Origin of the sequence: Streptomyces sp. SolWspMP-5a-2, assembly GCF_900091845.1 — a bacterium.
GTDB classification, from domain to species: Bacteria; Actinomycetota; Actinomycetes; order Streptomycetales; family Streptomycetaceae; genus Streptomyces; species Streptomyces doudnae.
Genome location: NZ_FMCI01000114.1, coordinates 1 through 26905, shown reverse-complemented (window position 1 = coordinate 26905; position 26905 = coordinate 1). Strand labels below are relative to the sequence as shown.

General features: G+C 73.5%; 22 protein-coding genes. 10 read left to right on the top strand and 12 right to left on the bottom strand.

Annotation, left to right across the window (positions count from 1 at the left end; translation table 11 throughout):
* Window positions 1-6: 6 nt before the first annotated feature.
* The gene (locus GA0115242_RS41530) at window positions 7-255 is read left to right on the top strand and encodes a hypothetical protein (RefSeq protein WP_093827096.1); all 249 of its coding nucleotides are present in this window, start codon (window positions 7-9) and stop codon (window positions 253-255) included.
* A gap of 13 nt (window positions 256-268) precedes the next feature.
* Here the strand turns inward: GA0115242_RS41530 and GA0115242_RS10960 are convergent, their stop codons facing one another.
* Window positions 269-1423: a cystathionine gamma-synthase gene (locus tag GA0115242_RS10960; protein ID WP_093827215.1), complete on the bottom strand. Its 1155-nt coding sequence runs from the start codon at window positions 1421-1423 to the stop codon at window positions 269-271.
* 187 nt (window positions 1424-1610) lie between these two features.
* Between GA0115242_RS10960 and GA0115242_RS10955 the strand changes: the two genes are divergently transcribed.
* Window positions 1611-2729 carry a hypothetical protein gene (locus GA0115242_RS10955; RefSeq protein ID WP_093827094.1) on the top strand — a complete coding sequence of 373 codons (1119 nt, stop codon included), beginning with the start codon at window positions 1611-1613 and terminating at the stop codon, window positions 2727-2729.
* Between the two features lie 52 nt (window positions 2730-2781).
* Here the strand turns inward: GA0115242_RS10955 and GA0115242_RS10950 are convergent, their stop codons facing one another.
* Both GA0115242_RS10950 and GA0115242_RS10945 read right to left on the bottom strand, forming a co-directional pair.
* Entirely contained in the window at window positions 2782-3204 is a 423-nt protein-coding gene (locus tag GA0115242_RS10950; protein ID WP_093827092.1) for a hypothetical protein, read from the bottom strand.
* A gap of 445 nt (window positions 3205-3649) precedes the next feature.
* On the bottom strand, window positions 3650-5707 hold the full coding sequence (locus tag GA0115242_RS10945; protein ID WP_176729792.1) for a restriction endonuclease: 2058 nt from the start codon (window positions 5705-5707) through the stop codon (window positions 3650-3652).
* 224 nt (window positions 5708-5931) lie between these two features.
* Between GA0115242_RS10945 and GA0115242_RS10940 the strand changes: the two genes are divergently transcribed.
* The 5 genes from GA0115242_RS10940 to GA0115242_RS10915 all read left to right on the top strand — a co-directional run bounded on the left by GA0115242_RS10940 (window position 5932) and on the right by GA0115242_RS10915 (window position 10828).
* Window positions 5932-6543: a DUF4291 domain-containing protein gene (locus tag GA0115242_RS10940; protein ID WP_093827088.1), complete on the top strand. Its 612-nt coding sequence runs from the start codon at window positions 5932-5934 to the stop codon at window positions 6541-6543.
* Window positions 6540-7289: a hypothetical protein gene (locus tag GA0115242_RS10935; RefSeq protein WP_256089404.1), complete on the top strand. Its 750-nt coding sequence runs from the start codon at window positions 6540-6542 to the stop codon at window positions 7287-7289. The genes GA0115242_RS10940 and GA0115242_RS10935 overlap by 4 nt, the downstream gene beginning before the upstream one ends.
* Window positions 7290-7380: 91 nt before the next feature.
* Window positions 7381-8448, top strand: coding sequence for an ABC transporter substrate-binding protein (locus GA0115242_RS10930; protein ID WP_093827086.1), 1068 nt, complete (start codon window positions 7381-7383; stop codon window positions 8446-8448).
* Window positions 8445-9434, top strand: a complete 990-nt coding sequence (locus GA0115242_RS10925) for a FecCD family ABC transporter permease (RefSeq protein WP_093827084.1) — start codon at window positions 8445-8447, stop codon at window positions 9432-9434. The genes GA0115242_RS10930 and GA0115242_RS10925 overlap by 4 nt, the downstream gene beginning before the upstream one ends.
* Window positions 9435-9805: 371 nt before the next feature.
* Window positions 9806-10828, top strand: coding sequence for a FecCD family ABC transporter permease (locus GA0115242_RS10915; RefSeq protein WP_093827212.1), 1023 nt, complete (start codon window positions 9806-9808; stop codon window positions 10826-10828).
* Window positions 10829-10859: 31 nt separating this feature from the next.
* Here GA0115242_RS10915 and GA0115242_RS10910 read toward each other — a convergent pair whose 3' ends face one another.
* Complete coding sequence (locus GA0115242_RS10910; protein ID WP_093827082.1) at window positions 10860-11900, bottom strand: NAD(P)-dependent alcohol dehydrogenase; 1041 nt, start codon at window positions 11898-11900, stop codon at window positions 10860-10862.
* Between the two features lie 173 nt (window positions 11901-12073).
* On the opposite strand from GA0115242_RS10910, the gene GA0115242_RS10905 reads away from it, so the two are divergent.
* Window positions 12074-12976 (top strand): helix-turn-helix domain-containing protein, encoded by a 903-nt coding sequence (locus tag GA0115242_RS10905; protein ID WP_093827080.1) that lies wholly within the window; start codon window positions 12074-12076, stop codon window positions 12974-12976.
* A 179-nt stretch (window positions 12977-13155) separates the two neighbouring features.
* Here the strand turns inward: GA0115242_RS10905 and GA0115242_RS10900 are convergent, their stop codons facing one another.
* The 5 genes from GA0115242_RS10900 to GA0115242_RS10880 form a co-directional block, all read right to left on the bottom strand.
* A complete protein-coding gene (locus GA0115242_RS10900; RefSeq protein WP_237548980.1) occupies window positions 13156-16479 on the bottom strand; it encodes a S8 family peptidase in 3324 nt (1107 codons plus the stop codon).
* A gap of 197 nt (window positions 16480-16676) precedes the next feature.
* Window positions 16677-17360: an ABC transporter ATP-binding protein gene (locus GA0115242_RS10895; RefSeq protein ID WP_093827078.1), complete on the bottom strand. Its 684-nt coding sequence runs from the start codon at window positions 17358-17360 to the stop codon at window positions 16677-16679.
* 42 nt (window positions 17361-17402) lie between these two features.
* The gene (locus GA0115242_RS10890; RefSeq protein ID WP_093827076.1) at window positions 17403-18875 is read right to left on the bottom strand and encodes an ABC transporter permease; all 1473 of its coding nucleotides are present in this window, start codon (window positions 18873-18875) and stop codon (window positions 17403-17405) included.
* 135 nt (window positions 18876-19010) lie between these two features.
* Window positions 19011-20273: a L,D-transpeptidase gene (locus GA0115242_RS10885; RefSeq protein ID WP_093827074.1), complete on the bottom strand. Its 1263-nt coding sequence runs from the start codon at window positions 20271-20273 to the stop codon at window positions 19011-19013.
* 205 nt (window positions 20274-20478) lie between these two features.
* On the bottom strand, window positions 20479-20841 hold the full coding sequence (locus GA0115242_RS10880; protein WP_202555168.1) for a hypothetical protein: 363 nt from the start codon (window positions 20839-20841) through the stop codon (window positions 20479-20481).
* A gap of 109 nt (window positions 20842-20950) precedes the next feature.
* On the opposite strand from GA0115242_RS10880, the gene GA0115242_RS10875 reads away from it, so the two are divergent.
* Together GA0115242_RS10875 and GA0115242_RS10870 are read left to right on the top strand one after the other, a co-directional pair.
* Window positions 20951-21286: a hypothetical protein gene (locus GA0115242_RS10875; RefSeq protein WP_176729791.1), complete on the top strand. Its 336-nt coding sequence runs from the start codon at window positions 20951-20953 to the stop codon at window positions 21284-21286.
* 42 nt (window positions 21287-21328) lie between these two features.
* Window positions 21329-22123: a hypothetical protein gene (locus tag GA0115242_RS10870; protein WP_141721571.1), complete on the top strand. Its 795-nt coding sequence runs from the start codon at window positions 21329-21331 to the stop codon at window positions 22121-22123.
* A 53-nt stretch (window positions 22124-22176) separates the two neighbouring features.
* Here GA0115242_RS10870 and hutH read toward each other — a convergent pair whose 3' ends face one another.
* From hutH to GA0115242_RS10855, 3 genes are all read right to left on the bottom strand, one after another.
* Window positions 22177-23715 (bottom strand): histidine ammonia-lyase, encoded by a 1539-nt coding sequence (gene hutH / locus GA0115242_RS10865; RefSeq protein ID WP_093827068.1) that lies wholly within the window; start codon window positions 23713-23715, stop codon window positions 22177-22179.
* A 282-nt stretch (window positions 23716-23997) separates the two neighbouring features.
* Window positions 23998-25152, bottom strand: a complete 1155-nt coding sequence (locus GA0115242_RS10860; protein ID WP_093827066.1) for a GGDEF domain-containing protein — start codon at window positions 25150-25152, stop codon at window positions 23998-24000.
* Between the two features lie 132 nt (window positions 25153-25284).
* Window positions 25285-26085 (bottom strand): enoyl-CoA hydratase/isomerase family protein, encoded by an 801-nt coding sequence (locus GA0115242_RS10855; RefSeq protein WP_093827064.1) that lies wholly within the window; start codon window positions 26083-26085, stop codon window positions 25285-25287.
* Window positions 26086-26905 lie beyond the last annotated feature (820 nt).

Sequence of the window (26905 nt, the reverse complement as noted above, 5' to 3'; positions counted from 1 at the left end):
CCATCCGTGAACCGGGCCGGGCGCGAGGCCGCCGCGCGGCAGATCATGGAGCGCCCGGCGCCCCCGGTCCCGTCGGAGCTGTGCGGCGACGCGGTGCGGCGCGGCGGGCGGATGCTGCGCCGCCGCAGGGCCGCGCGGCGGCTGCTGTGGCTGTTCCTGCTGGCCGCGGCGCTGGCCTTCACTCTGTGGGCGCTGACCGCGCGCCCCTGGGTGGAGCCGCCCTCGCAGACGACTCCACCGCTCACCGGCTGGTGAGCGCGGGGACGGCTCAGCCGAGCGCCTGCTGGATATCCGAGAGCAGGTCGTCGACGTTCTCGATGCCCACGGAGAGGCGGACGAGGTCGCCGGGCACCTCCAGCGCGGAGCCCGCGGCGGACGCGTGCGTCATCCGGCCGGGGTGCTCGATCAGGGACTCGACACCGCCCAGGGACTCGCCGAGGGTGAAGACCTGGGCGCGGTTGCAGACCTCGACGGCCGCCTCCTCGCCGCCCTGGACGCGGAACGACACCATGCCGCCGAAGGCGCGCATCTGCTTGGCGGCGACCTCGTGCCCGGGGTGGTCGGGCAGGCCGGGGTAGAGCACGTGCGTCACGCGCGCGTGGCGGGTGAGCATGTCGGCGACCTTCCCGGCGTTCTCGCTGTGCCGGTCCATGCGCACGGAGAGCGTCTTGGTGCCGCGCAGCACCAGCCAGGAGTCGAACGGCCCGGCGACCGCGCCCATCGCGTTCTGGTGGTAGGCCAGCTCCTCGCCGAGTTCCTGGTCGGCGACGATGAGTGCGCCGCCGACGACGTCGGAGTGGCCGCCCATGTACTTGGTCAGGGAGTGCACGACGACGTCCGCGCCCAGCGCCAGCGGCTGCTGGAGGTAGGGGGTGGCGAAGGTGTTGTCGACGACCAGCCGGGCGCCCGCCTCACGGGCGATCTGGGCGACGGCCGCGACGTCGGTGATGCCGAGCAGCGGGTTGGAGGGGGTCTCCACCCAGACGACCTTGGTCCTCGGGGTGAGGGCGGCCCGCACGGAGGCGGGGTCGCTGGTGTCGGCGACCGACCACTCCACGCCCCAGCGGGCGACGACCTTCGCGAAGAGGCGGAACGTGCCGCCGTAGGCGTCGTTCGGGATGACCACGTGGTCGCCGGGGCTGAGCAGCGTACGCAGCAGGCAGTCCTCGGCCGCCAGTCCGGACGCGAACGCGAGACCGCGGCGGCCGCCTTCGAGGGCCGCGAGGTTCTCCTCCAGGGCGGTCCTGGTCGGGTTGGCGCTGCGGCTGTACTCGTAGCCGCCGCGCAGACCGCCGACGCCGTCCTGCTTGTACGTCGAGACCTGGTAGATCGGCGGGACGACCGCGCCGGTCAGGGGATCGGCGGTGTTGCCCGCGTGGATCGCCAACGTCTCGAAGTGCTGACTGGTGTACCTGTCGCTCATGGGCACCGAGCGTAGTGTGCCGGAGAGGGTGGTGCCGGACCGCACGCGAGGTCCGGCCACCCGCCGCGGGCGGGGAGGGCGCCGGACGACGGTCGTCCCCAGGGTCCGGGCGGGTCCCGCGCGGAGTTTTCCACAGGTTCGGGGACCGGGTTGGCCAATTGTCGGCGGTGTCTGGAACGCTTGTCGCATGGAGATTCTGTGGGTCCTGATCGCGTTGGTCATGATCGGCTTCGTGCTGCTGCCGGTCATGCGGCGCCGCCGGGGCATGATCGAGCAGGTCCCGCCCGGCCACCCGGACGCGGCGGACCCGGCGAACTACGGCTTCACGCCGCAGGAGGAGCTGGACGTCCGGATGCCGGGCCCCGACCAGGACCTGCTGGACGTGCTCGACCTGGTGCAGCGCACCCAGGACTACCGGGCCGCCGCCCAGCTGCTGGCGGGCACCGAGGCGGCGGGCGAGCTGCGCTGGCAGCGCGTGCAGGCGTTCGCGGGCGCCGCCTCGCTCGAACTGGCGCAGCGCCCCGGCGGGGTCGACGAGTCGCCGGGCGGGCAGTGGCTGCGAGTGTGGCGCGCCGAGCAGCCGAAGGACGCCGGGGGCGCGGCCGTGCACGCGGAGTTCCTGGTCCAGCAGGCGTGGCGGACGGCGACACCGGGCACCGACGACTTCCGGATCATCATGGAGGAGGCCAGGTCCGCGTGCGGTGACGCGGCGCTGCTCGCCCCCGGTGACCCGGTCCCGTACATCGTGGAGCTGTCGGTGGCGCGCGGACTGGCCTACCCGCGTGAGGAGTTCGAGCAGGTCTGGCTGAAGATCCTGGACCGCGCGCCCGCGCACATGGGGGCGCATCTGGCGGCGCTGCACTACTGGTGCGAGAAGTGGCACGGCTCGCGGGAGCTGGCGAACTCCTTCGCGGAGGCGGCCGCCGCCCGCGCACCGCAGGGTTCCCTGCTGGCCGCGATGCCGTTGTTCGCGGTCTTCGAGCATCTGCCGGAGGTGAACCTGGTCAGCGGGTTCTACCAGAGCGAGGTGGTGCGCAAGGCGATCCATGGCGCGCTGTTCGCGGTGCACGCCGCCCGCGCGGACGATCCGATGCTGGCGCACGTCCGCCATCTCCTGGTCTTCTTCCTGGTCCGCGCGGAGCGCTGGTCCGAGGCGATGAGCCAGCTCGTGCACATCGACGGCCATGTCGGCGCCCTGCCGTGGACCCTGTCCCCGGACCCGGCGGCGGAGTTCGCGGTGTACCGGGCCCTGGCGGTGGCGGGCTACGAGGCGAACGGCGGCAACCCGGCGTCGCTGCCGCACTGACGACGACCGACGGCGCCTGCCCAGACGCGGGGGCCGCGGGGCGGGCCGCCGGTCAGACCGCCGCCGTCCCCCGCGCCCGCTGCACCCGGTGGGCGAACGGCACCGCCAGAAGGGTCACCGCCGCGAGGGCGAGCAGTGCGGTGACCGTCGGGTTGACCCAGGTCGGGACGATCTCCACGCCTTCGCAGACCGTGCTGAGCGGAAAGGCGCTGTGCGCCTGCGGCCCGACCTTGTAGCCCGCCCTGAGCAGGCAGGTCCCTTCCGGGAACAGACCCGGGGAGTACATGAGGTCGGCGTGGCTGTAGGCCAGGAGCGCGACGGCGGCGGCGCATCCGCTGACGAGCGCGAGGGGCCGGGGGCTCGCCAGGCGCGGCCGTCCCCCTTCGCGCACCCGCCGCACGGCGTGCAGGACGAGCTTGAGCACCATCGCGGCGAGCACCAGCCCGGTGGGCAGGACGAGGACGACGAAGAGCATGCGCCATGCTCACACGCGGACCACGACGGACGCACCGGGTACGGAGAATCCCCGGGACAGGGACAGGGGTTGGGGCTGGGCCCTAGGCACGGCGCGCCAGGCCAAGTTGGGCCGGGCAGGGGCAGGGGGCAGGGCTCTAGGCGGGGCGGGCCAGGCCAAGTTGGGCCGGGCAGAGCCAGGCCGGGCAGGGCCAAGCCGAGCAAGGCCGAGCCGGGCCGGGCCCGGAACCAGGCGCTGAGCCGGTGTGCGCGAGGCCGGGACCGCCCACCGCACGACTCCCACCACGCCACACCGCTCCCGCACGACTCCCACCACGCCGCACCACCCCCACCGCACCACTCCCACCCCACCACACCGCTCCCGCACCACTCCCCCACCGCCCCGCACCGATCCCCACCGCGCCACTCCCCCACCGCGCCGCGCCGAGTCGCTCCCCTCCGCTCCCCTACTCCACCTCGATGCCGAAGTCCTCGACGAGTTGGCCCAGGCCGGACTCGTAGCCCTTGCCGCCCAGGACGAAGTCCCAGTCGCCGTTGGCCCTGCGGCGGAAGGAGCCGAGGACCAGGGCGGTCTCGCGGGCCCGGCCGTCGGAGACCTCCAGGCGTCCCAGCTCGGTCATCCCCGGGTCGAGGAGGCGGATGAAGGCGTCCGTGAAACCGGCGAGGTCGGCGTGCGGGTCGGCCTCCGGGTCGGTGGCCGCCACCAGGACGAGCCGGTCGGCCTCGGCGGGCAGGGCGTCGAAGGAGACGCAGATCGCGGCCCGGTCCGGGGCGGTGGCGGGCAGGGCGCGCACCGAACCGTCCGGTGTGCGCGTGTTGTTGAAGAAGACGAAGTGGTCGTCGCTGAGCACCCGGTTGCCGCGGCAGACGAGGGCGCAGACGTCCAGGGCGACGTCTCCGGTCCAGGACATGCCCAGCACGTTGTAGTCGTCCGGCAGCCGGGTGTCCGGCACCGTGGGGGTCGGCGCGGCCGGTGCCCGGCGGCCGTCGCCGAGCCGCCCGCGCAGCCCGTGCCGGTGGAGGAGGTCGACGAGCGCGGTGCCGGTGATGAGTTCGAGCGGCTTGCCGTTGGCGAAGGTGTGCGAGCCGGGCCCGAACCCCGAAGTCGTCACGAGGACGCCCTTGTTGGCGCCCGCGTCCTGCACGGTCCCGTAGAGGTCGCGCACCGCGGTGGGCGGCACGGTGTTGCGGTAGCGCTTGACCTGGACGACGATCTTGCCGCCGCGGATCGGCGCCGGGTCGAGGGCGTCGACGTCGACGCCGCCGTCGTTGGAGCGCTGGGTGGTCACCGCCTGCATGCCCATCGCGCGGAAGAGGTCGGCGACGAGGTTCTCGAAGGCGATCGGGTCCATGGCCAGCAGGTCGGGTTCGTCGTCGTCATCGTGCGAGACGACGCGGTTGCCGACGTCCTGCGGCCGTCTGCTGGGGCGGACCGGGGTGAGCTGGTCCGGTCGCACCGAGAGCTGTCCGTGCAGCGCGTCGGCGAGGCAACTGCCCGCGTCCACCTGCGCCAGGTGCAGTTCGCGGAACGAGGAGCGCGCGGCCATGACGGTGGCGAGGACGATCTGGCCGGGCCGTCCCGTCGTGGGGTCGTGCCCGTCGACGAAGCCGTTCAGGGTCACCGAGTCCAGGGCGCCCGCCTCGTCGGCGGCGAACAGCTCGTGCAGGACGAGCAGCACGCACTGGGCGAGGACCTCCCGGTACAGGGCGCGGCGCTGGCTCACCGGGCGCGGGGTCTCCTTGTCCTGGTCGGCCGTGGACAGGTAGCGGACCGCCTTGGCCTCGGGGACGACGTCGTAGCCGGGCAGCTCCCAGTCCAGGACGAGTTGCCCGGCGCCCGGGTCGTAGGCCGCCGTCACCTGGCGCGGGAAGCCCTCGGGCCAGGCGGTGGAGGCGTAGAGCGCGGCGGAGAAGTACTCGACCACGGAGTCGGGGTCCCGGCGGGCCACCCCTTCGGTGGTCGCGGTGACGCCCGCGTTGTGCCGTCGCACCTCGGCCAGTTGACCGTCGACCCACTGCTGGTACTCCCGCTGGTAGGAGGCCAGTTGGCGCTGCCGCTGGGTCTCCGCGGCCTGGGCCGCCCGCCAGTCGCGCTCGAAGCGGGCCCGCGCCTCGGCCTGGGCCTGGGCCCGCCGGTTGGCCGTCCAGCCGCCCTGCGCCTGGTAGTGGGCGAGGACGGGCATCGGCACCGGCTGGGCCAGCGGTCCCGGGGCGAAGGGCTGCACCTGCTGCTGCCTCATCAGGGAGGAGGCGCGGAAGGCGGGGGCGCGGCACCCGGCGGCGAGGAGCCCTTGCAGGGAGGCGACCTGCGCGTCCAGTTCCTCGGTGCGCCGCAGCGCCTCGGCCTGCCGGTACTCGCGGTGGCTCTGGGCGGCCCGCCGCTGGTAGGCCCGCGCCTGTTGCTCGCGCTGCCTGCGCTGCCTGGCCTCGGCCTCCAGCTGACGCTGCTGCTGCCGCTGCATGTCAGCCCACACCCCGACAGAACCACTTGAGCGACGACTCATGCGTGCAGGCCCTCCCCCGGACGTTCACCGTCAGAAACCACCGTGGCTGTCCCCACAACCAGGTGTGACCTGACGACTCTAGCCAGCAATGGCCGCCGCGCACATCCACTCGGACGATGCCCCGGCGGCCGGGGCTCCGCGTCCGGCGGCGGGGGCGGCCCGCGCGCGCTCCGCGGCGGTAATCCGGTGGCCGCGCGGGGCACTTCGGCCGCACCCTGGTCGGCATGGAGACACCCCGGCGCGAGGTGCGCGCCGTCCGCACCGGGTCCACCGTGACCGTCTATCAGGCCTACCCGCCGCACATCGGCGTCCCGGCCGCGCGCGACGGGCGGTTCCCGGCGGCGTGGAAGCGGGAGCGGATGACGTGGATCAAGCCGTCCTTCCTCTGGATGATGTACCGCTGCGGCTGGGCCGCCAAGGAGGGGCAGGAGACCGTGCTCGCCGTCGAGATCACCCGGGAGGGGTTCGAGTGGGCGCTGCGGCACGCCTGCCTGTCGAGCCGGGTGCCCGGTGTGCACGCCGATCTCGCCTCCTGGCAGCGGGAGTCGAAGCGCTCACCGGCCCGCGTGCAGTGGGACCCCGAGCGCGATCTGCGGCTGGCGGCGCTGCCGTACCGGTCGTTGCAGCTCGGGCTCCGCGGTGAGGCCGTCCGCCGGTACGCCGACGAGTGGACGGTCGGCATCCGTGACGTCACGCCGCTGGCCCGGGAGGTGCACGCGCGCGTCCGCGCCGACGACCTCGGCGCGGCGGCCCGGCTGCTGCCGCCCGAACGCCCCTATCCCCTTCCGGACGACGTGTCGTCCCGGCTGGGCGCGCGGGCGGAGGCGGGAGCGTGAGCGCCGGGCCGGTGTTCCTGGTCGGGGGCGGCTGGGACCCCGGTGCCGCGGCGGCCGTCCACGGGCCCTTCCTGCGGGCGGCCGGGGCGGCCCGGGGCACGGGGGTGCCGCGGATCGGGTGCGTGCTGGTCGACGAGGGGGACGGCGCCGAGCAGTTCGCGCGGTACGACGCCGTCCTGCGCGCGGTCGGCTCCTGCGCGCCCGTGCCGCTGCCGGTGCCGCTGGGCGGGCGGTTCGACGCGGGTCGGGCGCGGGGGCTGGACGGGCTGCTGGTGTGCGGCGGTCTGACGCCCGCCTACCAGGAGGCGCTGGCGGGCTCCGGCGTCGGGCGGTGGGTGCGGGAGTCGGGGCTCCCGTACGCCGGGTTCTCGGCCGGGGCCGCCGTCGCCGCGCGGCGGGCGGTCGTCGGCGGGTGGCTGGACGGCGGGACGCCGGTGTGCCCGGCGGACAGCGCCGAGGACCTGGCGGAGATCGAGGTGCGGGACGGGCTCGGCCTGGTCCCGTTCGCGGTGGACGTGCACGCGGCCCAGTGGGGCACCCTGGCCCGGCTCACCGCGGCCGTGGCCCGGTTCGGGCTCCGGCACGCGGTCGCCGTCGACGAGAACACGCTGGTGGAGGTGGGCGCGGACGGGACGGCCCGGGTGGCGGGGCTCGGGCGCGCCCACTCGGTGCGTCCGGCGGCGGACGGGGACGGGTCGGTGCGGGTGCGGTCCCATCGGGCGGGCGAGTCCTTCGCGGTGCGGTGAGCGGATCGCGCGACCCCGCGCGCCCGGCCGAGCACCGGCCCCCGACAAATCGAACACGCGGCTCCGGTTAAGGTAAGGCTTGCCTTATTCAATGATCGGAGTCGTCGTGCGTGGTGTGGGTGTGAAGGCCGGCCTGGCCGTCGTGGTCGCCGGAGGGCTGCTGGTCGGCTGCTCGTCCTCGGACGGCGGCAGCGGCACCGAGGGCTCGGGCAAGGCCGCCGCCGGACGGAACCAGGTCATCGGGGCCGACGAGGGCCCGTCCGCCGCGCCCAGCGACCTGGCCGCCGGGATGGGGTCGAGCGAGGCGAAGGACGGAACGTTTCCCCGGACCGTCACGCACTTCGAGGGCAGCACCACCGTCACCTCCGCGCCCCTGAAGATCGCCGCGCTCAGCACCGGCCAGCTCGACGACCTGCTCTCCCTCGGTGTCGTCCCGGCCGCCACCACCCGCGCCGACAACGCGGGGCTCGTGCCCGGGTACCTCGCCGACGCCTTCCCGCGGTACAAGGACCGGCTCGCCGGGATGACCGACGCGGGCACCCGGCAGGCGCCCAACCTGGAGACCCTCGCCGCCGCCGAGCCCGACCTGATCCTGGCCAACGACTCGCTCGGCGACCTGTACCCCAAGCTGTCGAAGATCGCCCCGACCGTGATCACCGCGGGCAACGGCGTCAACTGGAAGCGCGACCTGCTGCTGGTCGGCGACGCGGTCGGCAAGGGCGAGGCGGCCCGGAAGCTGCTCGACGACATCGTCACCGACGCCGGTGACAAGGGCGCGGGCCTCGGCGGCACGACCGTCTCCATGGTGCGGTTCACCCCGGACCGCACCCGGATGTTCGGTGTCTCCTCCTTCACCGGCTCCCTCGCCGTCGACATGGGCCTCGCGCGCCCCGCGTCCCAGCGGTTCACGGCGATCTCGCAGGACATCGGACCGGAGAGCGTCGACACCGCCGACGGCGACTGGATCTTCTACTCGGTCCAGGGCGACGCGTCCAGGACCGACGCGGCGAGCGTGCTGGCCGGGCCGCTGTGGAAGTCGATGAAGGCGGTCACCGCCGGACACGCCGTCAAGGTCGACGACGACCCCTGGTACCTCAACGCCGGGCCCACCGCCGCCCGCCTCGTCGTCCGGCAGCTCGCCGAGCACCTGGGCACGTGAGCCGGCGCCTCGCCTGGCCGCTGGCGGTGCTCGCCGTCGCCGTCGCCGCCCTGCTCAGTCTCGCCGTCGGCACCCGCGCCGTGCCGCCCGCCGCCGTCCTGGACGCCCTGCTGCACGACGGGAGTTCACCGGACGCGCTGGTGGTGCGGTCGCTGCGGCTGCCGCGCACCGAGGTCGGGCTGACGGCGGGCGCCGCGCTCGGCGTGGCCGGGGCCGCGCTCCAGGCCGTCACCCGCAACCCGCTCGCCGACCCGGGCATCCTCGGGCTGAGCCAGGGCGCCGCCGCCGGGGTCGTCCTCGCCATCGCGCTCGGCCTGGCGAGCGGCTTCGCCGGGTACGTCTGGTACGCGTTCGCCGGAGCCGTCGTCGCCGCCTGCCTGGTGTACGGGATCGCCGCGCGCGGCCGGGGCGGGGCGTCACCGGTGAAGCTGGCGCTGGCCGGGACCGCGCTGTCCGCGATGACGGCGGGCGGCACCACCGTCGTCCTCACCTCCAGCTCGGCCACCCTGGACCAGTTCCGGTTCTGGCAGGTGGGCGCGTTGAGCGGGCGGGACGCCGGGACGGTCGGCCGGATGCTGCCGTTCCTGCTGGCCGGGGCGGTCCTGGTGCTGGCCTGCGCCCGGGGCCTCGACGCGCTGGCCCTCGGCGACGAGACGGCGCGCGCGCTCGGCCACCGGGTGGCGCTGGTCCGGGTGACGGCCGCGTCCGGCGCGACCCTGCTGACGGCCGCCGCGGTGGCCGCCGCCGGGCCGATCGCCTTCGTGGGCCTCGCGGTGCCGCATCTCGCGCGGCGGCTGGTGACCTCGGGCGGGTACCGGGCGGTGCTCCCGCTCTCCGCCCTGCTGGGCGCGGGCCTGCTGCTCGCCGCCGACGTGGTGGGCCGCGTGGTGCGGGCCCCCGCGGAGGTCCCGGCCGGGGTGATGACGGCGCTGGTGGGCGTACCGGTGCTGGTGGTGCTGGTACGGCGCAAGGGGGCGGTGAGTTGAACGGGGCCGAGGAGACGCGGACACGGGAGCCCGGGTCCGGGCAGGGACCTGGGCAGAAACAGGGACAGAGGCCGGGGCAGGGGCAGGCGCCGGGACAGGGGCCGGGACCAGGACCGGGACCGGGGCAGGCGCCGGGACAGGGGCCGGGGCAGGGGCCGGGGCAGGGGCAGGCGCCGGGACCAGGACCGGGACCGGAGGAAACGGTGGAGGGGGCGAAGGGGGCCGGCCCTGCGCGCCCGACCGCCGCAGCCCCGGAACCCGCTCCCGCCCGCCCGGACTCCACTCCCGCCCGCCCGGACTCCGAACCCCCCGCTCCCGCGCACCCCGCACGCGCCGCGGGCCGCCCCGCCCTCCTCCCCTCCCCGCACTCCCTGCTGCTGCGGCCCTCCCCCGGGCTGTCCCTCCTGCTGAACCGGCGTTCCCTGGGCGTCGCCGCCGTGCTGGTCGTGGGGCTGGCCGCGCTGATGGCGCTCGCCGCCTGCGTCGGGCAGACCTTCGTGGCGCCCGGCGCGGTCTGGCGGACCGTGCGGGGCGAGAGCACCCCGTACGACCTGGTCGTGAACGAGCTGCGGGTGCCCCGGATCGTGCTGGGGGCGCTGGTCGGCGCGGCGCTCGGGCTCGCCGGGGCCCTGGTGCAGACGGTCACCCGCAACCCGCTCGCCAGCCCCGACGTGATCGGTGTCGGGCACGGGGCCGCCGCCGCGACCGTGCTGGCGCTGGCCACCGGCGCCGTCGCCTCGCCGGGCGCGGTGCCGCCGGTGGCCGTCGCCGGAGGGCTCGCCGCGGCCGCCCTCGTGTACGTGCTGGCCTGGCGGCACGGCATGCGCCCGAGCCGGTTCGTGCTCACCGGCGTGGGTGTCGGGGTCGCGCTCTCGGCCGTCGTGCAGCTCTATCTCACCGACAGCGAGCTGGCCGCCGCCGAGCAGGTCAAGCTCTGGCTGACCGGGAGCCTCAACGGCCGGGGCTGGGAGCAGGCGGGCCCGCTGGCCGTCGTCCTGCTGCTGGCGCTGCCCGCGCTGGTGTGGGCGGGCCGGGCGGCCGGGCCGCTGGGGCTCGACCCGGAGACGGCCGCCGCGCTGGGCGTGCGGGTGGACCGGACCCGGCTCGGTCTGACCGTGCTCGGGGTGGTGCTGGCCGCCACCGCGACCGGCGCCGCGGGACCCATCGGGTTCGTCGCGCTGACGGCGCCCCAGCTCGCCCGGCGGCTGACCCGCACCCCGCAGCTCCCGCTGGTGTGCTCGGCGCTGACGGGGGCGGTCGTGCTGGTGGGCGCCGACCTGGCCGCGCGGACGCTGGTGCCTCCGCTCGAGGTGCCGGTCGGCGCCCTCACCTCACTGGTGGGCGGGCCCTACCTGCTGTGGCTGCTGGGACGCGGCGGCCGACGGCAGGTCTGAGGGGCCCGGTCCAGGCCGCGTCCGGGCGGCGTCAGATCGTCGCCGTGTCGATGACGAAGCGGTAGCGGACGTCGCTGGACTGGACCCGCTCGTACGCCTCGTTGATCTCGGAGGCGGAGATCAGCTCGATCTCGGCGCCGATCCCGTGCTCCGCGCAGAAGTCCAGCATCTCCTGGGTCTCCTGGATGCCGCCGATGCCGGAACCGGCGAGGGTCTTGCGGCCGCCGATCACCGAGAACAGGTTCAGCGAGACGGGCTCCTCCGGGGCGCCCACGTTGACCAGGGCGCCGTCGGTGCGCAGCAGCGACAGGAACGCGCCGAGGTCCAGCGGGGCGGAGACGGTGGAGAGGATCAGGTCGAAGCTGCCGCGCAGCTCCTCGAACGTCTTCGGGTCGCTGGTGGCGTAGTAGTGGTCGGCGCCGAGCTTCTTGCCGTCGTCCTGCTTGCGCAGGGACTGCGAGAGGACGGTGACCTCGGCGCCCATCGCGTGCGCGATCTTGACGCCGAGGTGGCCGAGGCCGCCGAAGCCGACCACGGCGACCTTCTTGCCGGGGCCCGCGTTCCAGTGGCGCAGCGGGGAGTAGGTGGTGATCCCGGCGCAGAGCAGCGGGGCGGCGACGTCGAGGGAGATGCCGTCGGGGATGCGCAGGACGAAGTTCTCGTCCACGACGACCTTCTGCGAGTAGCCGCCGTAGGTGGGCTCGCCGTCCCGGCCGACGGCGTTGTAGGTGCCGGTGTTGCCGTCCAGGCAGTACTGCTCGAGACCCTTGAGGCAGTTCTCGCAGACGCGGCAGGAGTCGACCATGCAGCCGACCCCCACCCGGTCGCCGACCTGGAACTTCGTGACTCCGGGGCCGACCTCGGAGACGACGCCCGCGATCTCGTGGCCGGGGACCATCGGGAAGATGGCCTTGCCCCAGCCCTCCTGGGCCTGGTGGATGTCGGAGTGGCAGATGCCGGCGAACTCGATGTCGATCAGGACGTCGGACTCGCGGACCGCCCGGCGCTCGATGGTGGTGCGCTCCAGCGGAGCCTTGGCGGCGGGTGCGGCGTAAGCGGCGACGGTGGTCATGCCGTGGCTCTCCTCGTGGGGGGGGGACGGACCCGGCTGCTTCTGCCGGCCGGGCTTGGCTCCAGCCTGCTCCGGAACGCGGCGCCCACCCATCCCCCGCCTTTGCGTACGACTGCTGTGCCTACCACTGGCGGGGACAGACTGACCCGCGTACGACGGTGAATACTGGTCGTATGGATGACGTGTCTGCCGCCTCGTCGGCCTCGCTGGACCGGAGGGCCGAGCTGAGCGAGTTCCTGCGCACCCGGCGGGCCCGGCTGAAGCCGGAGGACGTGGGGCTGCCCGACTTCGGGCGGCACCGGCGGGTGCCGGGGCTGCGGCGCGAGGAGCTGGCGCAGCTCGCCGGGGTGTCGGTGGCGTACTACACCCGCCTCGAACAGGGCAACGGGCGGAACGTGTCGGCGGAGGTCCTCGACTCGATCGCGCGGGCGCTGCGGCTCACCGACGCCGAGCGGGCGCATCTGACGCACCTGGCGAAGCCGAAGCAGCACCGCAAGAAGCACACCGCGCGGGTGCAGCAGGCGCGGGGCGCGCTGCGGCAGCTCCTGGACTCGATGGAGTCGGTCCCGGCGTACCTCACCGGGCGGCGCGGGGACATCCTCGCGTGGAACCGGATGGCGGCGGCGGTCTTCGGCGACTGGGCCGAACTGCCGCCCGCGGAGCGCAACTGGGCGCGGCTGGTGTTCCTGAACCCGGGCTACCAGGAGCTGTTCGTGGAGTGGGACCAGAAGGCGAGCGACATCGTCAGCGTGCTGCGGATGGACGCGGGCTGCCATCCGGACGACCCCAGGCTCTCCGCGCTGGTGGGCGAACTGTCCGTCAAGAGCCCGGAGTTCCGGCGGCTGTGGGCGACCCACGACGTCCGGGAGAAGACGTACGGGGTGAAGCACCTGCGGCATCCGCTGGTCGGCGAACTGACCCTGAACTACGAGTCGTTCCACCTCGCCGAGGGCAACGAGCAGACGCTGGTGACGTATCACGCGGACCCGGGCTCGGAGTCGGCGGAGGCGCTGCGGCTGCTGGCGAGCTGGGGCACGGACGCGACCCGGGCGGGGTCCTCGGCGCAGTCGTCGTAGTCCTCGTAGCCGCGGTCCGCGTGGCCGCAACCGCCGCAGTCGGCGCGGGAGGAGCGGTCGGCGCCGGCGCCGGGTGCCCGGTGGGTCCCGGCCTGGGTGTGTCCGCCGTGCGGGCGGGGCCCGGCGGGAGCGTCTCGCTCCCGCCGGGCCCCGCTTCGTGAACCGGTCCGCCGGTCGGGCTACTTGCCGTAGTAGGCGTTGTAGACGGAGACCGTCGAGGTGTTCTTCTTCTTGTCGGTGATCTTCGCCTTGAAGGAGATCGACTTCCCCTTCGCCGGGTTCTTCACCTTGATCTTGCCGCCCGAGACGGTGACCTTCTTCCAGGTCTTGCCGCCGTCGTACGAGGTGTACACCGCGAGCGACTTGAGGTTGCTGCCCTTGGCGGCGCCCTCGACGACCACCGGGATGCTGACGGTCCTGCCCGCCGCGACCTTGCTGTCCAGACCGGTGACCGCCTTGAAGCGGGCCATGGAGGCGGGCAGCTTGGTCATGCCGGAGACCTTCTTGGAGCGGAAGGTCCAGGCCGCGTCGATGCGGGTGGAGGCCGCCGCGACCTTGGCGCTGCGCTTCACCGACGTCGTCAGCCGGTACTCGGCGTCACCGGCCGGGACCTTGAACTCCTCCTCGCCGAAGAGGGGGTCGTGGTGAGAGCCGACCTTGGTGCCGTTGCGGTAGAGCGTGGTCGTGGCCGACGTGAAGACGGACGAACCCGCGTGGGTGTTGGAGTCGGCGAACAGCGGGACGTACCCCATGACGCTGTTGCCGTCGCGGTAGAGGCCGAACTCGGCGTTCAGGTGCGGTCCGAAGACGGCGGTGTTGAACGTCTTGCTGTAGCTCTTGCCGCCCTTGAAGGTCTGCGGCTCGCCCATCGTGTAGAAGGCGTCGGCGACCGGGAAGCCGTCGGCGTCGACCCCGGAGTACTGCTCGAAGTCCAGGGACCACTTGACGCCGCCCGGCGTCGACAGGTGCAGGGTGCGGGTGCCGGGCGCGGCCTGCGGGATGGCCGTCGACCAGCCGCCGTCGCCCTGGGGCAGCCAGCCGAGGGCGCCGACCGAGGCCTTCTTGCCGCTCGCCGCGGCGCCGAGGCCGACCTTCACGGTGGCCAGCTCGGACGCCTTGTACTTCTTGGTGTAGCCGGTGCCGAGCTGCTTGACCCTGCCGCCCGCGGTGGTCTGGAACTCCTCCTTGCCGCCCTTGGTGAAGGCCGTCTGCCACTGCTGGGTCAGGGACCCGTCGGTGACCTGCGGGCCGAGGTGGGCGCTGCGGAACCCGGTCCAGTTGTCGGCGACGTAGCCGAAGCCGTAGGCGGAGTCGCGGGTCTCGACGCCGAAGTCGGAGGCGGCGAGGACCTGCTTGGTGCCGGAGGCGGGCACGGTGACGCTCACCGGCTTGGCCTTGCGGGCGTCCAGGGTGACCGTCTGGTTCTTCGCGACGGTCAGCTTGGGCTGGGCCAGCCAGTCGGCGCCCTTGCTCCAGTCGTCGGGGTTGACGAGCAGGAACGAGCTGAGGGTGTACGTGCCCTTGGGCAGCCGCGCCTTGACGGTCCCCGAGGGGTCGTACGGCGAGACCATCGCGTCGGTGGCGAGCCCGGCGATGCCGAACAGGGTGGCGTCGTAGTTCTTGGTCGGCCTGCCGTCGCGCCCGAGGAACTTCAGCGTGACGTCGTAGGACTCGACCTCGCGCTGCACGGCGGCCGCGGTGCGCACGCTCTGCCCGCCGCCGGTCGCCGTCACGTAGGCGGAGTAGGCGCCGTCGACGGTGCCGCCGAGCCGGGTGTCGGCCGTGAGGCCCACCGAGGCGGTGCCGCCCGCGCGGACGGTGACGGTGCTCGCGCCGAGGGTGAAGAACCCGGCCGGGGCGGCCTGGCCCTTGGGGTTGGTGCCGGTCGCCTTGAGCGACAGGGTGACGTCCTCGGTGCCGAGGTTGCGGTAGGTCACCTGGCGGATGACCGGGGTGTCGTCGGTGTGCGGCCACTGCTGGGTGCCGAAGTCGACGGACGACGGGTCGGCGACGACCGTCTGCTTGATGGCCCTGTCGACCTGGATGCGGCCGGTGCCCTGCTCGAACGGCGTGTACGCGCCGCCCTTGGCGGAGCCGGTGAGGGCGCCCTTCAGCTCGGCGTAACCCCAGTCGGGGTGCTGCTGCTTGAGGATCGCGGCGGCGCCCGCGACGTGCGGGGTGGCCATCGAGGTGCCGGAGATGGTCAGGTAGCCGGCCGGGTTCTGGCCGACCTCCTTGTCGATGACGCTGCCGGGGGCCGCGGCGGCGGTGATGTCGACGCCGGGCGCGGTCACGTCGGGCTTGACGGAGCCGTCGGCCGTCGGGCCGCGGCTGGAGAACTCGGCGAGCCTGTCCTTGACGTCGACGGCGCCGACGGTCAGGGCGGCGGCGGCGCTGCCGGGCGAGCCGACGGTGGAGTCGCCGAGTTCGCCCTCGTTGCCCGCGGCGATGGCGAACAGGATGCCCTTCTGCTCGGACAGCTTGTTCACCTCGGCCTCCAGCGGGTCGATGCCGGGGGCGTCGGCGCCGCCGAGGCTCAGGTTGATGACGTCGGCGCCCTGTTCGGCCGCCCACTCCATGCCCGCGATGATGCCGGAGTCGTCGCCGTAGCCGTCGTCGCTGAGGACCTTGCCGTTGAGCAGCTTGGCGCCGGGGGCGACGCCCTTGAACTTGCCGCCCGACTTGGCTCCGGTGCCCGCCGCGATGGACGCGACGTGCGTGCCGTGGCCGTACTTGTCGGTGGCGGACGCGGAGGTGGAGAAGTTCTTCGCCGCGGTGACCTGGCCCTTGAGGTCCGGGTGGGTCGCGTCGACGCCGGTGTCCAGGACGGCGATCTTGACGCCCTTGCCGTCGTAGCCGGAGGCCCACGCGGTCGGGGCGCCGATCTGCGGCACCGACTTGTCGAGGCTCGCCCTGCGGACGCCGTCGAGCCAGACGTGCGCGATGCCGGAGGCGGTGGTGGTGCCGTCGGTGACCGCGGCCCAGAGGTCGGCCGCGTCCTTCTTCGGGGTCTGCACGGCGTCCGCGTTGAGGGCGGTGAGGGTGCGGCGGACCTTGCCCGCGCCGCGCACCTCGGCCTTCACGGTCCTGGCGGTGCCCTGGTAGCCGACGATGACGTTCAGGCCCTGCTTCTGGGCCTTGCGGTTGGCGGCCTTGTTCAGCTCGGTGACGTCGAACAGCCGCCGGTCGACCTTGCCGGTCGCGATCATGCGGGCGGCGTCGGCCGGGACGACCAGGGTGTGGCCGCCGGCCCTGCGGATCTCGACGGGTATGTGGGCCCGGCCCGCGGCCGGTTCCAGGCCGACGACGCGGCCCTTGCCGTCGATCGCGACCCGGTCCCCCGTGATCAGGGTGACGCGGTGCTTGGCCTTGCCGTTGACGGCCGGTGTCCCGGCCGCGCGGTCCGCCGTGGCCTGCGCCGGGCTGGTCATGCCCGCCGCGAGGGCCACGGCCGCTGCCGCGGCGATCGTGCCCGCGCACGCTCTCTTGAATTCTCTGCGCAAAACTCCCCCTCGCCGAAGGTCCGGGTGCGGTCCTCCCGTTCACCCGGCCGAGAGGTGTGTCGTACACATGCGCGATCGCCCCCGGAGCTGGAGTATGCCGGGGGGCGATCAGCCGTCTCAAGAGGTGAGAGGACGGTAAGAGGGGGTTCGTGCCGACTGTTACCCGACCGCGCGGCCGCTGTTACAAGATCGCCGGATCAGGCTCCGGCGTTCTCCTTGACAGTGATCCGGCCCTTGCGGATCGTCGCCAGGCGCGGCGCCTTCCGCGCGATGGCGGAGTCGTGCGTGACCATGATGAAGGTCAGACCCAGCTCCTTCCACATCCGTTCCAGAACCTCCATGATCTCGTCACGCATCGACTCGTCGAGGTTTCCGGTCGGTTCGTCGGCGAGCAGCACCTTCGGCTGCTTCACCAGCGCGCGGGCGATCGCCACCCGCTGCTGCTGCCCGCCGGACATCTCGGACGGCAGATGCCCGAGCCGCTCGCCGAGACCGACCGAGCGCAGCGCCTCGGCGGCGCGTTCGCGGCGCTCTTTCGCCTTCCCGCCGAGCGGGACGAGCGCGGTCTCCACGTTCTCCTGCGCGGTGAGCGTGGGGATCAGGTTGAACGACTGGAAGACGAAGCCGATGCGGGCGCTGCGCACGGCGGTGAGCCTGCCCTCGGAGAGCGTGGCCAAGTCGGTCCCGTCCAGGACGACTTCGCCCGAGGTGGGCCGGTCGAGGCCGCCGAGCATCTGGAGCAGGGTGGACTTGCCGCCGCCGGTCGGGCCCTGGATGACCAGCCGGTCGCCGTCGGCGATGGTGAGGTCGACGCCGTCGAGCGCGGTGACGGTGTCCTTGCCCCGGGTGTAGCGCTTGGTGACGCTTCTGAGTTCGTACACGGTGACTCCTGGAAGGTGCTGTGGTGGGAGGGGAGTTGACGGCTACTCGACGCGGCGCAGGGCGTCCGCCGGGCGCAGCCGCGAGGCCCGCCAGCCGCCGAAGGCGCCCGCGATCAGACCGCCGGCCACCGCGAGGCCCACCGCGGTCAGCACCGTCGTCACGCTCACCGGTGCGGTCAGGGTGACCTCCAGGGTCTTGGCGGCGGCCCGCCCGGCGCCGCCCCCGAAGCCGCCGCCACCGCCGCCGCCGGGTCCGCCCATGCCGCCACCGCCACCGCCACCGCCACCCAACTGGGCGCTCAGGGTGGGCGAGACGGCCGTGACGGCGTAGGCGCCCGCGAGGCCGAGGGCGATGCCCAGGGCGCCGCCGAGGAGGCCGTTGACCACGGCCTCGCCGACCACCTGCCCGGTCACCCGGCCCGACTTCCAGCCCAGCGCCTTGAGGGTGCCGAACTCGCGGACCCGGCGGGAGACCGCCGAGGAGGTCAGCAGTCCTGCCACCAGGAACGCGGCCACCAGCACCGCGATCGACAGCCACCTGCCGACGCTGGTGGCGAGCGAGGAGGCGGTGGAGAGCGACCCGGAGACGGTGGAGGCGAGGTCGGCGGAGGTGGTGACGGTGGTGCCCGAGACGTTCTTCTGGATCACGGACTTGACGCGGGAGATCTGCTGCGAGTCGGTCGCCTTGACGTAGACCGTGGTGACCTTGTCCTTCGCGTCGCCGAGCGTCTGCGCGCGCTCGAGCGGGATGTAGAGGTTGGCCGCCGCGTCACCGCTGTCGGCGGTCGCCACGCCGATCACCTTGAACGCGGTGCCCTTGATCGTGATCGACGAACCGACCTTGTACTTCTTCTCCTTGGCGTAGGCGGAGTCCACCACGGCGACCTTCGCGTCGGTCTCGGAGGTGGTGAAGGTGCGGCCGCTGCTGATCCTGGACGAGGTCAGCGGGCCGAGCGCGGGCTTGGTGACGTCGGTGCCGTAGACGGAGTAGTTGTTGACGTCGAAGTCGGCGCCGCCGCCCCGGACTTCGCCCTGCGGCTGGTCGCTGCCGCCGCCGGGGCCGCCCTGCCGTCCGCCGCCGCTCTGGTCCTGCTGGAACTGACCGCGGGTGAACTGGCCGTTGATCTTGATGACTTGGAGGCTCAGCCCGCCGGCCGCCGCCGAGACGCCCTGCTGCGAGCCGACCTTGGTCACCGTCGCCGCCGACAGGGTCTGGAAGCCCTGCACCATGACGCGGTCGCTGCTCTGCTCCTCGCCGGAGTCGTCGCCCTGCGCGTCGAACTGGAAGCGCGGGCGCTGGGACGCGCTCGTCGAGGGCGCCGCCGCCTTGGTGACCGTCATGTCCGTGCCCAGTCCGTAGAGCGACTGGAGGACCTTGTCCTGTGCCCTGCCCATGCCGGACGACACGGACGTGACCACGATGACCAGCGCGATGCCCAGTGCGAGACCGGAGGCGACGACGAGGGCCGCCTTTCTGCGGCGGCGCAGTTCGCGCCTCAGGTAGGTGAAGAACATGGCCGCAAGCTAGGGAGGCACCGTGACGATGCGATAAGGCCCGCATAAGAGAAGCATGAGAAGGCTGTGGAGCGCCCCGGAAACACCGATGCCGCCCCTGGAGGCGGCATCGGAGGACTGTGGGGTGAGGGTGCGTCAGGCGGCGGAACCGGCCTTCCAGTCGGCCCAGCTGAGGTTCCAGCCGTTGAGGCCGTTGTCCGGCGCGACGGTCTTGTCGCCGGTGTTCTCCACGACCACGACGTCACCGACCAGCGAGTGGCTGTACATCCAGTAGGCCGCGGTACCGGTGTCGTTCGCGCCCTTGGTGTCGGACAGGCCGACACAGCCGTGGCTGGTGTTCACGCTGCCGAAGATGGACTTGGCGCCCCAGTAGTTGCCGTGCATGAAGGTGCCGGAGTTGGTGAGGCGGATGGCGTGCGGCACGTCCTTGATGTCGTACTCGCCCTTGCCGTCGTCGTCGGTGAAGCCCACGGTCGCGCCGTTCATGCGCGTCTCCTTGAACTTCTCGGACATCACCATGATGCCCTCGTACGTCTTGTTGTCCGGGGAACCCGCCGAGATCGGGATGGTCTTGACGGTGTTGCCGTCCTGCGTGACCTTCATCTGCTTGGTCTTCGCGTCGACGTAGGAGACCTGGTTGCGGGCCACGTGGAAGGTGATCGTCTTCTGCTGGACGCCGAAGACCCCGTCGGCACCCTCGACACCGTCGAGCGCGAGCTTCAGCGTGACGGTGGAGTTGCCCTTCCAGTACTCCTCGGGGCGGAAGTCGATGCGGTTGGCGTTGAACCAGTGGCCGACGACCTCCTGACCGCTGCTGGAGGTGACCGTGATGCCCTTCTGGACCGCGGCCTTGTTCGTGATCGCCTTGTCGAAGTTGATCGACACCGGCATGCCCACGCCGACGGTGGCCCCGTTCTCCGGCGTGAAGTTGCCTATGAAGCTGTTGCTCGGGGAGACGGTGGTGAACGACGCGTTCTCGTGCGCGACGCGGCCTTCCGTGTCCTTCGCCGCCGCCGTCACGCGGTAGGTGGTCGAGCGCTCCAGCTGGGTGGTCGGCTTCCAGCTCGTCTTGTCGGCGGACAGCTCGCCGCTGACCGCGGCGCCGTCGGCGGTCTTCATGGCGACGCTGGTGAGCGTGCCCTTGCTGACCGTGACCGTGGCCGAGTTGTTGATGGAGGCGTTGTCCGAGCCGTCCTTCGGCGTGATCTTGATATCGGCCGCCGAGGTCTTCTTGGCCGCCGCCTCGTCCGCCTGGGCCTGCGAGGCGTCCTTGCTCCCGCCGCCCGAGGCGTCGTCGCTGCCCGAACACGCCGAGAGCACCAGCACACCGCCGAGCAGAGCGGACGCGGCCATCAGGCCCCTGCGCCGCTTACTGTCCGTCATCACACGCTTCTCCATCGTTGCCGAACCCAGAAACCCCAACAGTCCCCGTTAACGAACTTCAACGCTACGACCGGCTCATCCCGTTCCACGATCCGCGGACGTGTGGGGCACGCCACGTCGCCGGGGAGGCGTGGTGCGGCGGCCGGTCGGTGCGCACCTCTGAGACGCGAGAACCCCGGACGGCGGTTGCCGCCCGGGGCCGGGTTTTTCCCCCGCCGCCTCAGCGGACGCCGTCCACCACGTCCTCCATGTCACGCGCGCCTTCCGCGTCCTCATCATCCTCGTCCAGCTCCCACTCGGGCGCATCGGGGTCGTACTCGATCTCCTCGCTCGACCAGCTGGCCTGCGCGAGTTCCACCCCGGGCACCTCACTGACCAGGTCGAACGGGTCGACGAGGTAGGCCAGGGCCTCCGCGGTGTCTTCCGTCACAGCGCTCTGTGCGTGTACCCGCTCGCCGTCGGGTACACCTTCGTCGTCGGTGATCCGGTCGAGCGCGGCCCGGGTGACGGCGTCCGCGTCGTTCACTTCGAGGACGACTTCCACGCGAAGCCGCACAAAACGCGAGGTCTCTTCGTTGCTCATGCCCGGAGAGTACGGCCCGTCGCACCCGTGACTTTCCCGTGACCCGCGCCTTTCACTAACATCGCCCCACACGGCCAATTCGCCAGCGCCACAAGGGGATCGATATTCCGTGTCATCCGCTCGCCGTCCGTTGCTGACCGCCACCGCCGCGGGGACCCTCCTCGGTGCCCTGTGGTTCGTCCCGTCCGCCAACGCGTCCCAGGAGAACCCAGCGGCAGATCAGCCGTCGGGCACCTCGACGACGCAGGCCAGGGCCCTGTCGGAGACGTCGGACGAGTCGGCCGGGCCGTCGGACCCGGCCGGCGAGGCCGGTGCCGAGGGCGTCGGGCTGGCCGACACCGGCAGCTTCGACACCACGCCGTACGTCGTCGGCGGCACGCTCTTCCTCACGCTCGGTGCCGGGTTCGTCGTCTACTCGGTGCGCCGCGAACGGCTCGGTTTTTGAACCGACTTGACGTGGCCTTGACCGAAACTTCATAGTCCGCCCATGAAGAGATCATCGAGGACCCGCGCAGTCGCCACGTTCTCCGTGAGCGCGCTGTCGCTCGTCCTCATCACGGGGTGCGGCGGGGATTCCGACGCGAAGGACACGAAGGACACCGCGGGGAAGCCGTCGGCGCCCGCCGCCACGGCCGAGGCGATCGGCAAGGGCGAGCTGGAGAAGCTGATCGTCGCCACCGCCGACGTCGAGGGCTACGACGTCAAGCCCGCCGGGGCGGCCCAGCAGATCGTCCCGTCGAAGGACGCGCTGACGGTGAAGGACGCGGCCTGCGAGCCGCTCGCCTACGTGCTGACCGGGTTCGCGCCCGGCGACGAGAAGGCGTTCGTCAACCGGGTCGCCACCCAGGCGGCGCCCACGGCCGCGCCGTCGGCGGGCTCGGACGCCGACCTGGACGCCGCGAAGGACCTGCTCGGCTCGACCATCACCATCGTCTCGCTCTCCTCCTACGACGGGGACGGCGCCCAGCGCACCATGAAGGCCGTCAAGGACGCGGTCTCCGGCTGCGCGGGGGGCTTCACCTTCTCGGCCGAGGGCCAGGAGGCCCAGCAGTTCACGAAGGTGGCGCCGGGGAAGCCCGTCGGGTCGGGCGACGAGTCGGCCGCGTTCACCATCGACGGCAAGACCGACGGCGGCGAGACGACGGTGAACGCCGAGGTGGTCCGCCACGGCTCGACGGTCGCCACGTACTACGCGCTCAACCTGGCCGCCCTGGCGGGCAAGAAGGCCGACACCTCCATACCGGAGGAGATCGTCACGGCCCAGGAGAGCAAGCTCAAGTAGCGCACGGCGGTCGGCGGCAGCCCGGTACGCCTCCGGCACCGGGCCGCCACGGCCTACAGCAGCGGTCCGGTCACCGTCTCGGCGGCGGTCACCGGGCCCCCGGCGCGCACGAAGGCGTCGGCCGCGGCCAGGTCGGGGGCGAGGAAACGGTCCGGCCCGGGGCCGCCGACGCCCGCCTCGCGGGCCGCAGCCACGACCGCCCGCGAGGCGGGCGCGGGGACGAGCCCCTCGCGCAGCTCCACCGCCCGGGTCGCCGCGTACAGCTCCACGGCGAGGACCCGGGCCAGGTTGTCGACGGAGGTGCGCAGCTTGCGCGCCGCCGACCAGCCCATCGAGACGTGGTCCTCCTGCATGGCGGAGGACGGGATGGAGTCGGCGGACGCCGGGACGGCCAGCCGCTTCATCTCGCTGACCAGCGCGGCCTGCGTGTACTGGGCGATCATCAGGCCCGAGTCGACACCGGCGTCGTCCGCGAGGAACGGCGGCAGCCCGTGGCTGCGGTTCTTGTCCAGCAGCCGGTCGGTGCGGCGCTCGGCGATGGAGGCCAGGTCGGCGGCGGCGATGGCGAGGAAGTCGAGGACGTACGCCACCGGGGCGCCGTGGAAGTTGCCGTTGGACTCCACCCGCCCGTCGGGCAGGATCACCGGGTTGTCCACGGCCGAGGCCAGCTCGCGCTCCGCGACCAGCCGGGCGTGCGCCAGCGTGTCCCGTCCGGCGCCCGCGACCTGCGGGGCGCAGCGCACCGAGTAGGCGTCCTGGACGCGCGGGGCGCCGTCCTGGTGGTGCCCGGTGAGGCCCGAACCCTTCAGCACGGCCAGCATGTTGGCGGCTGCCGCGCCCTGCCCCGGGTGCGGGCGGATGGCGTGCAGCTCGGGGGCGAGCACCTTGTCGGTGCCCAGCAGCGCTTCGAGGGAGAGGGCCGCGGTGACGTCGGCGGTCTTGTAGAGGGTGTCGAGGTCGGCGAGGGCCATGACCAGCATGCCGAGCATGCCGTCGGTGCCGTTGAGGAGCGCGAGCCCCTCCTTCTCGCGCAGTTCGACGGGCTCGATGCCGTGCTCGGCGAGGAGGTCGCGCGCGGGGCGGACGGTGCCGTCGGGGCCCTCCGCGTCGCCCTCGCCCATGAGCGTCAGGGCGCAGTGCGAGAGCGGGGCCAGGTCGCCGGAGCAGCCGAGCGAGCCGTACTCGTGCACGACCGGGGTGATCCCCGCGTTCAGGACGTCCGCCATGGTCCGCGCGACCTCGGGGCGCACACCGGTGCGGCCGGAGCAGACGGTCTTCAGGCGCAGGAACATCAGCGCCCTGACGACCTCGCGCTCGACCCGCGGGCCCATGCCCGCCGCGTGCGAGCGGACGATGTTGCGCTGGAGGCGGGCGCGCAGCTCGGGGCTGATGTGCCGGGTCGCGAGGGCGCCGAAGCCGGTGCTGACCCCGTAGACCGGCTCGGGCTTGGCGGCCAGCGCCTCCACGACCTCGCGGGCCGCGGCGAGGGCCGTGACCGCCTCCCCGGAAAGCTCGACCCGGGCACCGCCGCGGGCCACGGCGAGCACGTCGGACGCGGTCACCCCGGACGTCCCCACCACCACAGTGTGCATATCCATATTCAGGAGCGTACGCAGTGAATTCCAGGATGTCACCAGTGGACCGGGGCTACGCCCCTTACCGATTGGTCACACCGGGGGCGGGGCGCTGCGCAGCGCACGGCGGGGGGGCGACCGGGGAGGGGCTGGGCGACGGGCGGGGCGGGGTTCGGGTGCGGCGGGGCGAGGGGGACGCGGGGCGACGGGTGAGGCGGGGTTCGGGTTCGACGGGCTGCTGCCGCGGGGCCGTCTCCGCAAGGCCGCTGCCGCAGGACCGCTGCCGCAGGGCCGCCGGTCTCAGCCGCGGCGGCCCCGGAAGCGGCGGCGTTCGCCGCGGTCGGCGTTCTTCGGGGGCGGCTCGTCGGCGAGCCGGACCACGGGATCGTCCGGGCCCTCGCGCCCGGCGACGACGGGACCCGCGGCGCGCACCGCCTTCGCGCGGTACTGGGCGGCGTCCGCGAGCCGGAACAGACGGCGGCCGGAGCGGACGGGCCCGATCGGGTCGCCGGTGCTGGCGACCCCGCAGGCCACCCCCTCGCCCAGCTCCAACTCGGCCGCACGGCGGCAGAGTTCACCGGCCGCCGCGACCACGTCGGCGGCCGGCGGGCCGACCGCGAGCAGACAGAACTCGTCCCCGCCGAGCCGCGCCGCGAGCGCCCCGGGCAGCATCGCCCCGCACAGCGAGAGCACCGACCCGAACCGCTCCAGGAGACGGTCACCGACGGCGTGCCCGAGGGTGTCGTTGACCCGCTTGAGCCCGTTCAGATCGCAGACGACGAGGCTGACGACGGAGCCGTCGAGGCGGTGCTGTTCGACGGCCTCGTCCAGCCTGCCGTCCACGGCGCGGCGGTTGGCGAGGCCGGTCAGGGCGTCGGTGTAGGCCAGCCGTCTGGCCTCCTCCAGCCGCTCGGTCTGGGAGATCCCGGCGGCGACGACGGAGGCCAGGACGGTGGCGAAGTCGGCGTCGGCCCGGCCGAAGACGGGGGCACCGGCCGGGCGGGCGACGTACAGCTCGCCCCACGCCCGGCCGTGCAGCACGATCGGCGCGACCACGCAGCAGCCCCGGCCGCGGCGGCGCAGCGCGGCGACCCGCTCGTGGACGTAGCCGGGCCGGTCGCCCGCGGCCGGACCCGCCGCCGTCTCGACCCAGGCGTCGGGCTCGCCGCCCCCGGCCCAGCGTTCGTGCAGGAACTCGGTGATCTCCGGGAACTGGTGGACCGGGTAGGACTCGTCCTCGGGGAACTCGGCCTCCCCGGCCGTCCGCTCCCCGACGTTGGCGAGGACCCGCAGCCGCCCCAGCTCCCGCTCCCACACGGAGAGCGCCGCGAAGGTGCCGCCCAGCGCGTGACAGGCGCCGAGCGCGGCGGCCCGCCAGGCCTCGTGCGAGCCGTGGGCCGCAGCCATGGCCTGCGCCAACGCGACGACGGCCGCGAGCCGCCTGTCCTCACCCATCGCCCCAGGCTAGGCAGTTTTCGGCCACCGGGGGACATTGAGAGCGCGCTGGGGTGACCCACGGCACGCGACCGGGACGGGCCGGGGGCGGGCCGGGGACCCCCGGAGGCCCCCGTCAGCCCCCGAGCCCCGTCACTCCCCCGGCCACCTCGGTGGGCGCTTCTCGTTGAACGCCGCCACGCCCTCCGCCCGGTCTCCCGAGAAGGCCACCGTGCGCCAGGCCGCGTCCTCGACCTCAAGGCCCGTGGCGAGGTCGAGACCGTGCCCGAGCCGCAGCGCGCGCTTGGCGGCGCGCAGGCCGACCGGGGAGTTCGCGGCCATCCTCGCGGCCAGCGCCAGCGCCTCCTCCCGGTCCCGGCCCGTGTCCACCAGCACGTCGATCAGACCCGTCTCCCGCGCCTCCGCCGCCTCCAGGCGCCGCGCCGTGAAGATCAGCTCGGCCGCGCGGGCTGCGCCGACCCTGCGGGGCAGCAACTGGGTGCCGCCACCGCCCGGGATCACGCCGACCGAGACCTCGGGCAGCCCGACGACCGCCGTCCCGTCGGCCACGATCACGTCGCAGGAGAGCGCCAGCTCGAACCCGCCGCCCAGCGCGAAGCCGTGCACGGCGGCGATCGTCGGCACCGGCAGGGCGAGGACCCCGCCGTAGGCGGCGCGCGCGACCGGCCGCTGCCTGAGCAGCTCGGCGTCGGTGAGGGAGTTGCGCTCCTTGAGGTCGGCGCCGACGCAGAAGGCCCGCTCGTGCGTCGACGTCAGGACGACCACCCGGACCCCCTGGTCCCCGGCGAGCGCGGCGCAGGCCCCGGCGATCGACCGGGCCATCTCCGACGAGACGGCGTTCATGGCCTTGGGCCGGTCGAGGACCAGCTCGGCGACGTGCCCCTCGCCGGGCCGCCGCACGACCACGAACTCCCCGAACCGTTCCTCACTCATGACGCCCTCCGGTTAACGCGGGTTAACTGTCCGCCCCGATCATCGCAGCCGGGGCCGCGCCGGGAAAGGGCGTTCGGCCACGCGACCGGGCCCGGGACGGTCGCGCACCGGCCGGCGCCGTCAGTTCCCGCAGCCGCTCCGCGCATCTCGTTCGAGTGATGTCCGCCCGCTTCGCCCGCCCCGGACCCCGCCTCTCCGCATAGCGTGCGTCCGCCACCGCGCACCAGGGAGGGGACGCCATGAGCGAGACACGGACCGGTCCGACGCCTGCGCGGAACACCCCGCCCCCGCCCGACAGCCCCCCACCCCACATACCGGCCCCGGGCGCCTCGAAGGCCCCAGGACCCACGAAGCGCCCAGGCGACTCGAAGAACCCGGGCGACTCGAAGACCCCGGCCGAAGCAAAGACCCCAGCCGACTCGAAGACCCCGGGCGAAACGAAGACCCCGGGCGAAACGAAGACCCCGGGCGCCCCAAAGGTCTCTCGCGCCTCTGGCACCCTCACCGCGCCGACCGTCCCGGTCCCGGTACCGGTCCCGGAGCCCCCAGCCACCCCCGCCGCCGCTCCCGCTCCCGATCCCGAACCTGACACCGTCCTTCCCTCTCCCCCTCCCCTTTCCCCTCCCCCTCCCGCGTCGGCCCGGGGCAGGGGACGGGCGCGGGGGCGGCATCGGCGGCCCCGGCCGCGCAAGGTGCTGCTCGCCCTCGTCGGGGGCGTTCTCCTCGCCGGGGCGCTGAGCCTGGTGCGGATCGTGCCCGACGCGGGCGGCGGGGCCCGCGCCGAGGGGCGGCCCGCGTCCCCGGAGGCCGCCGTCGCCCT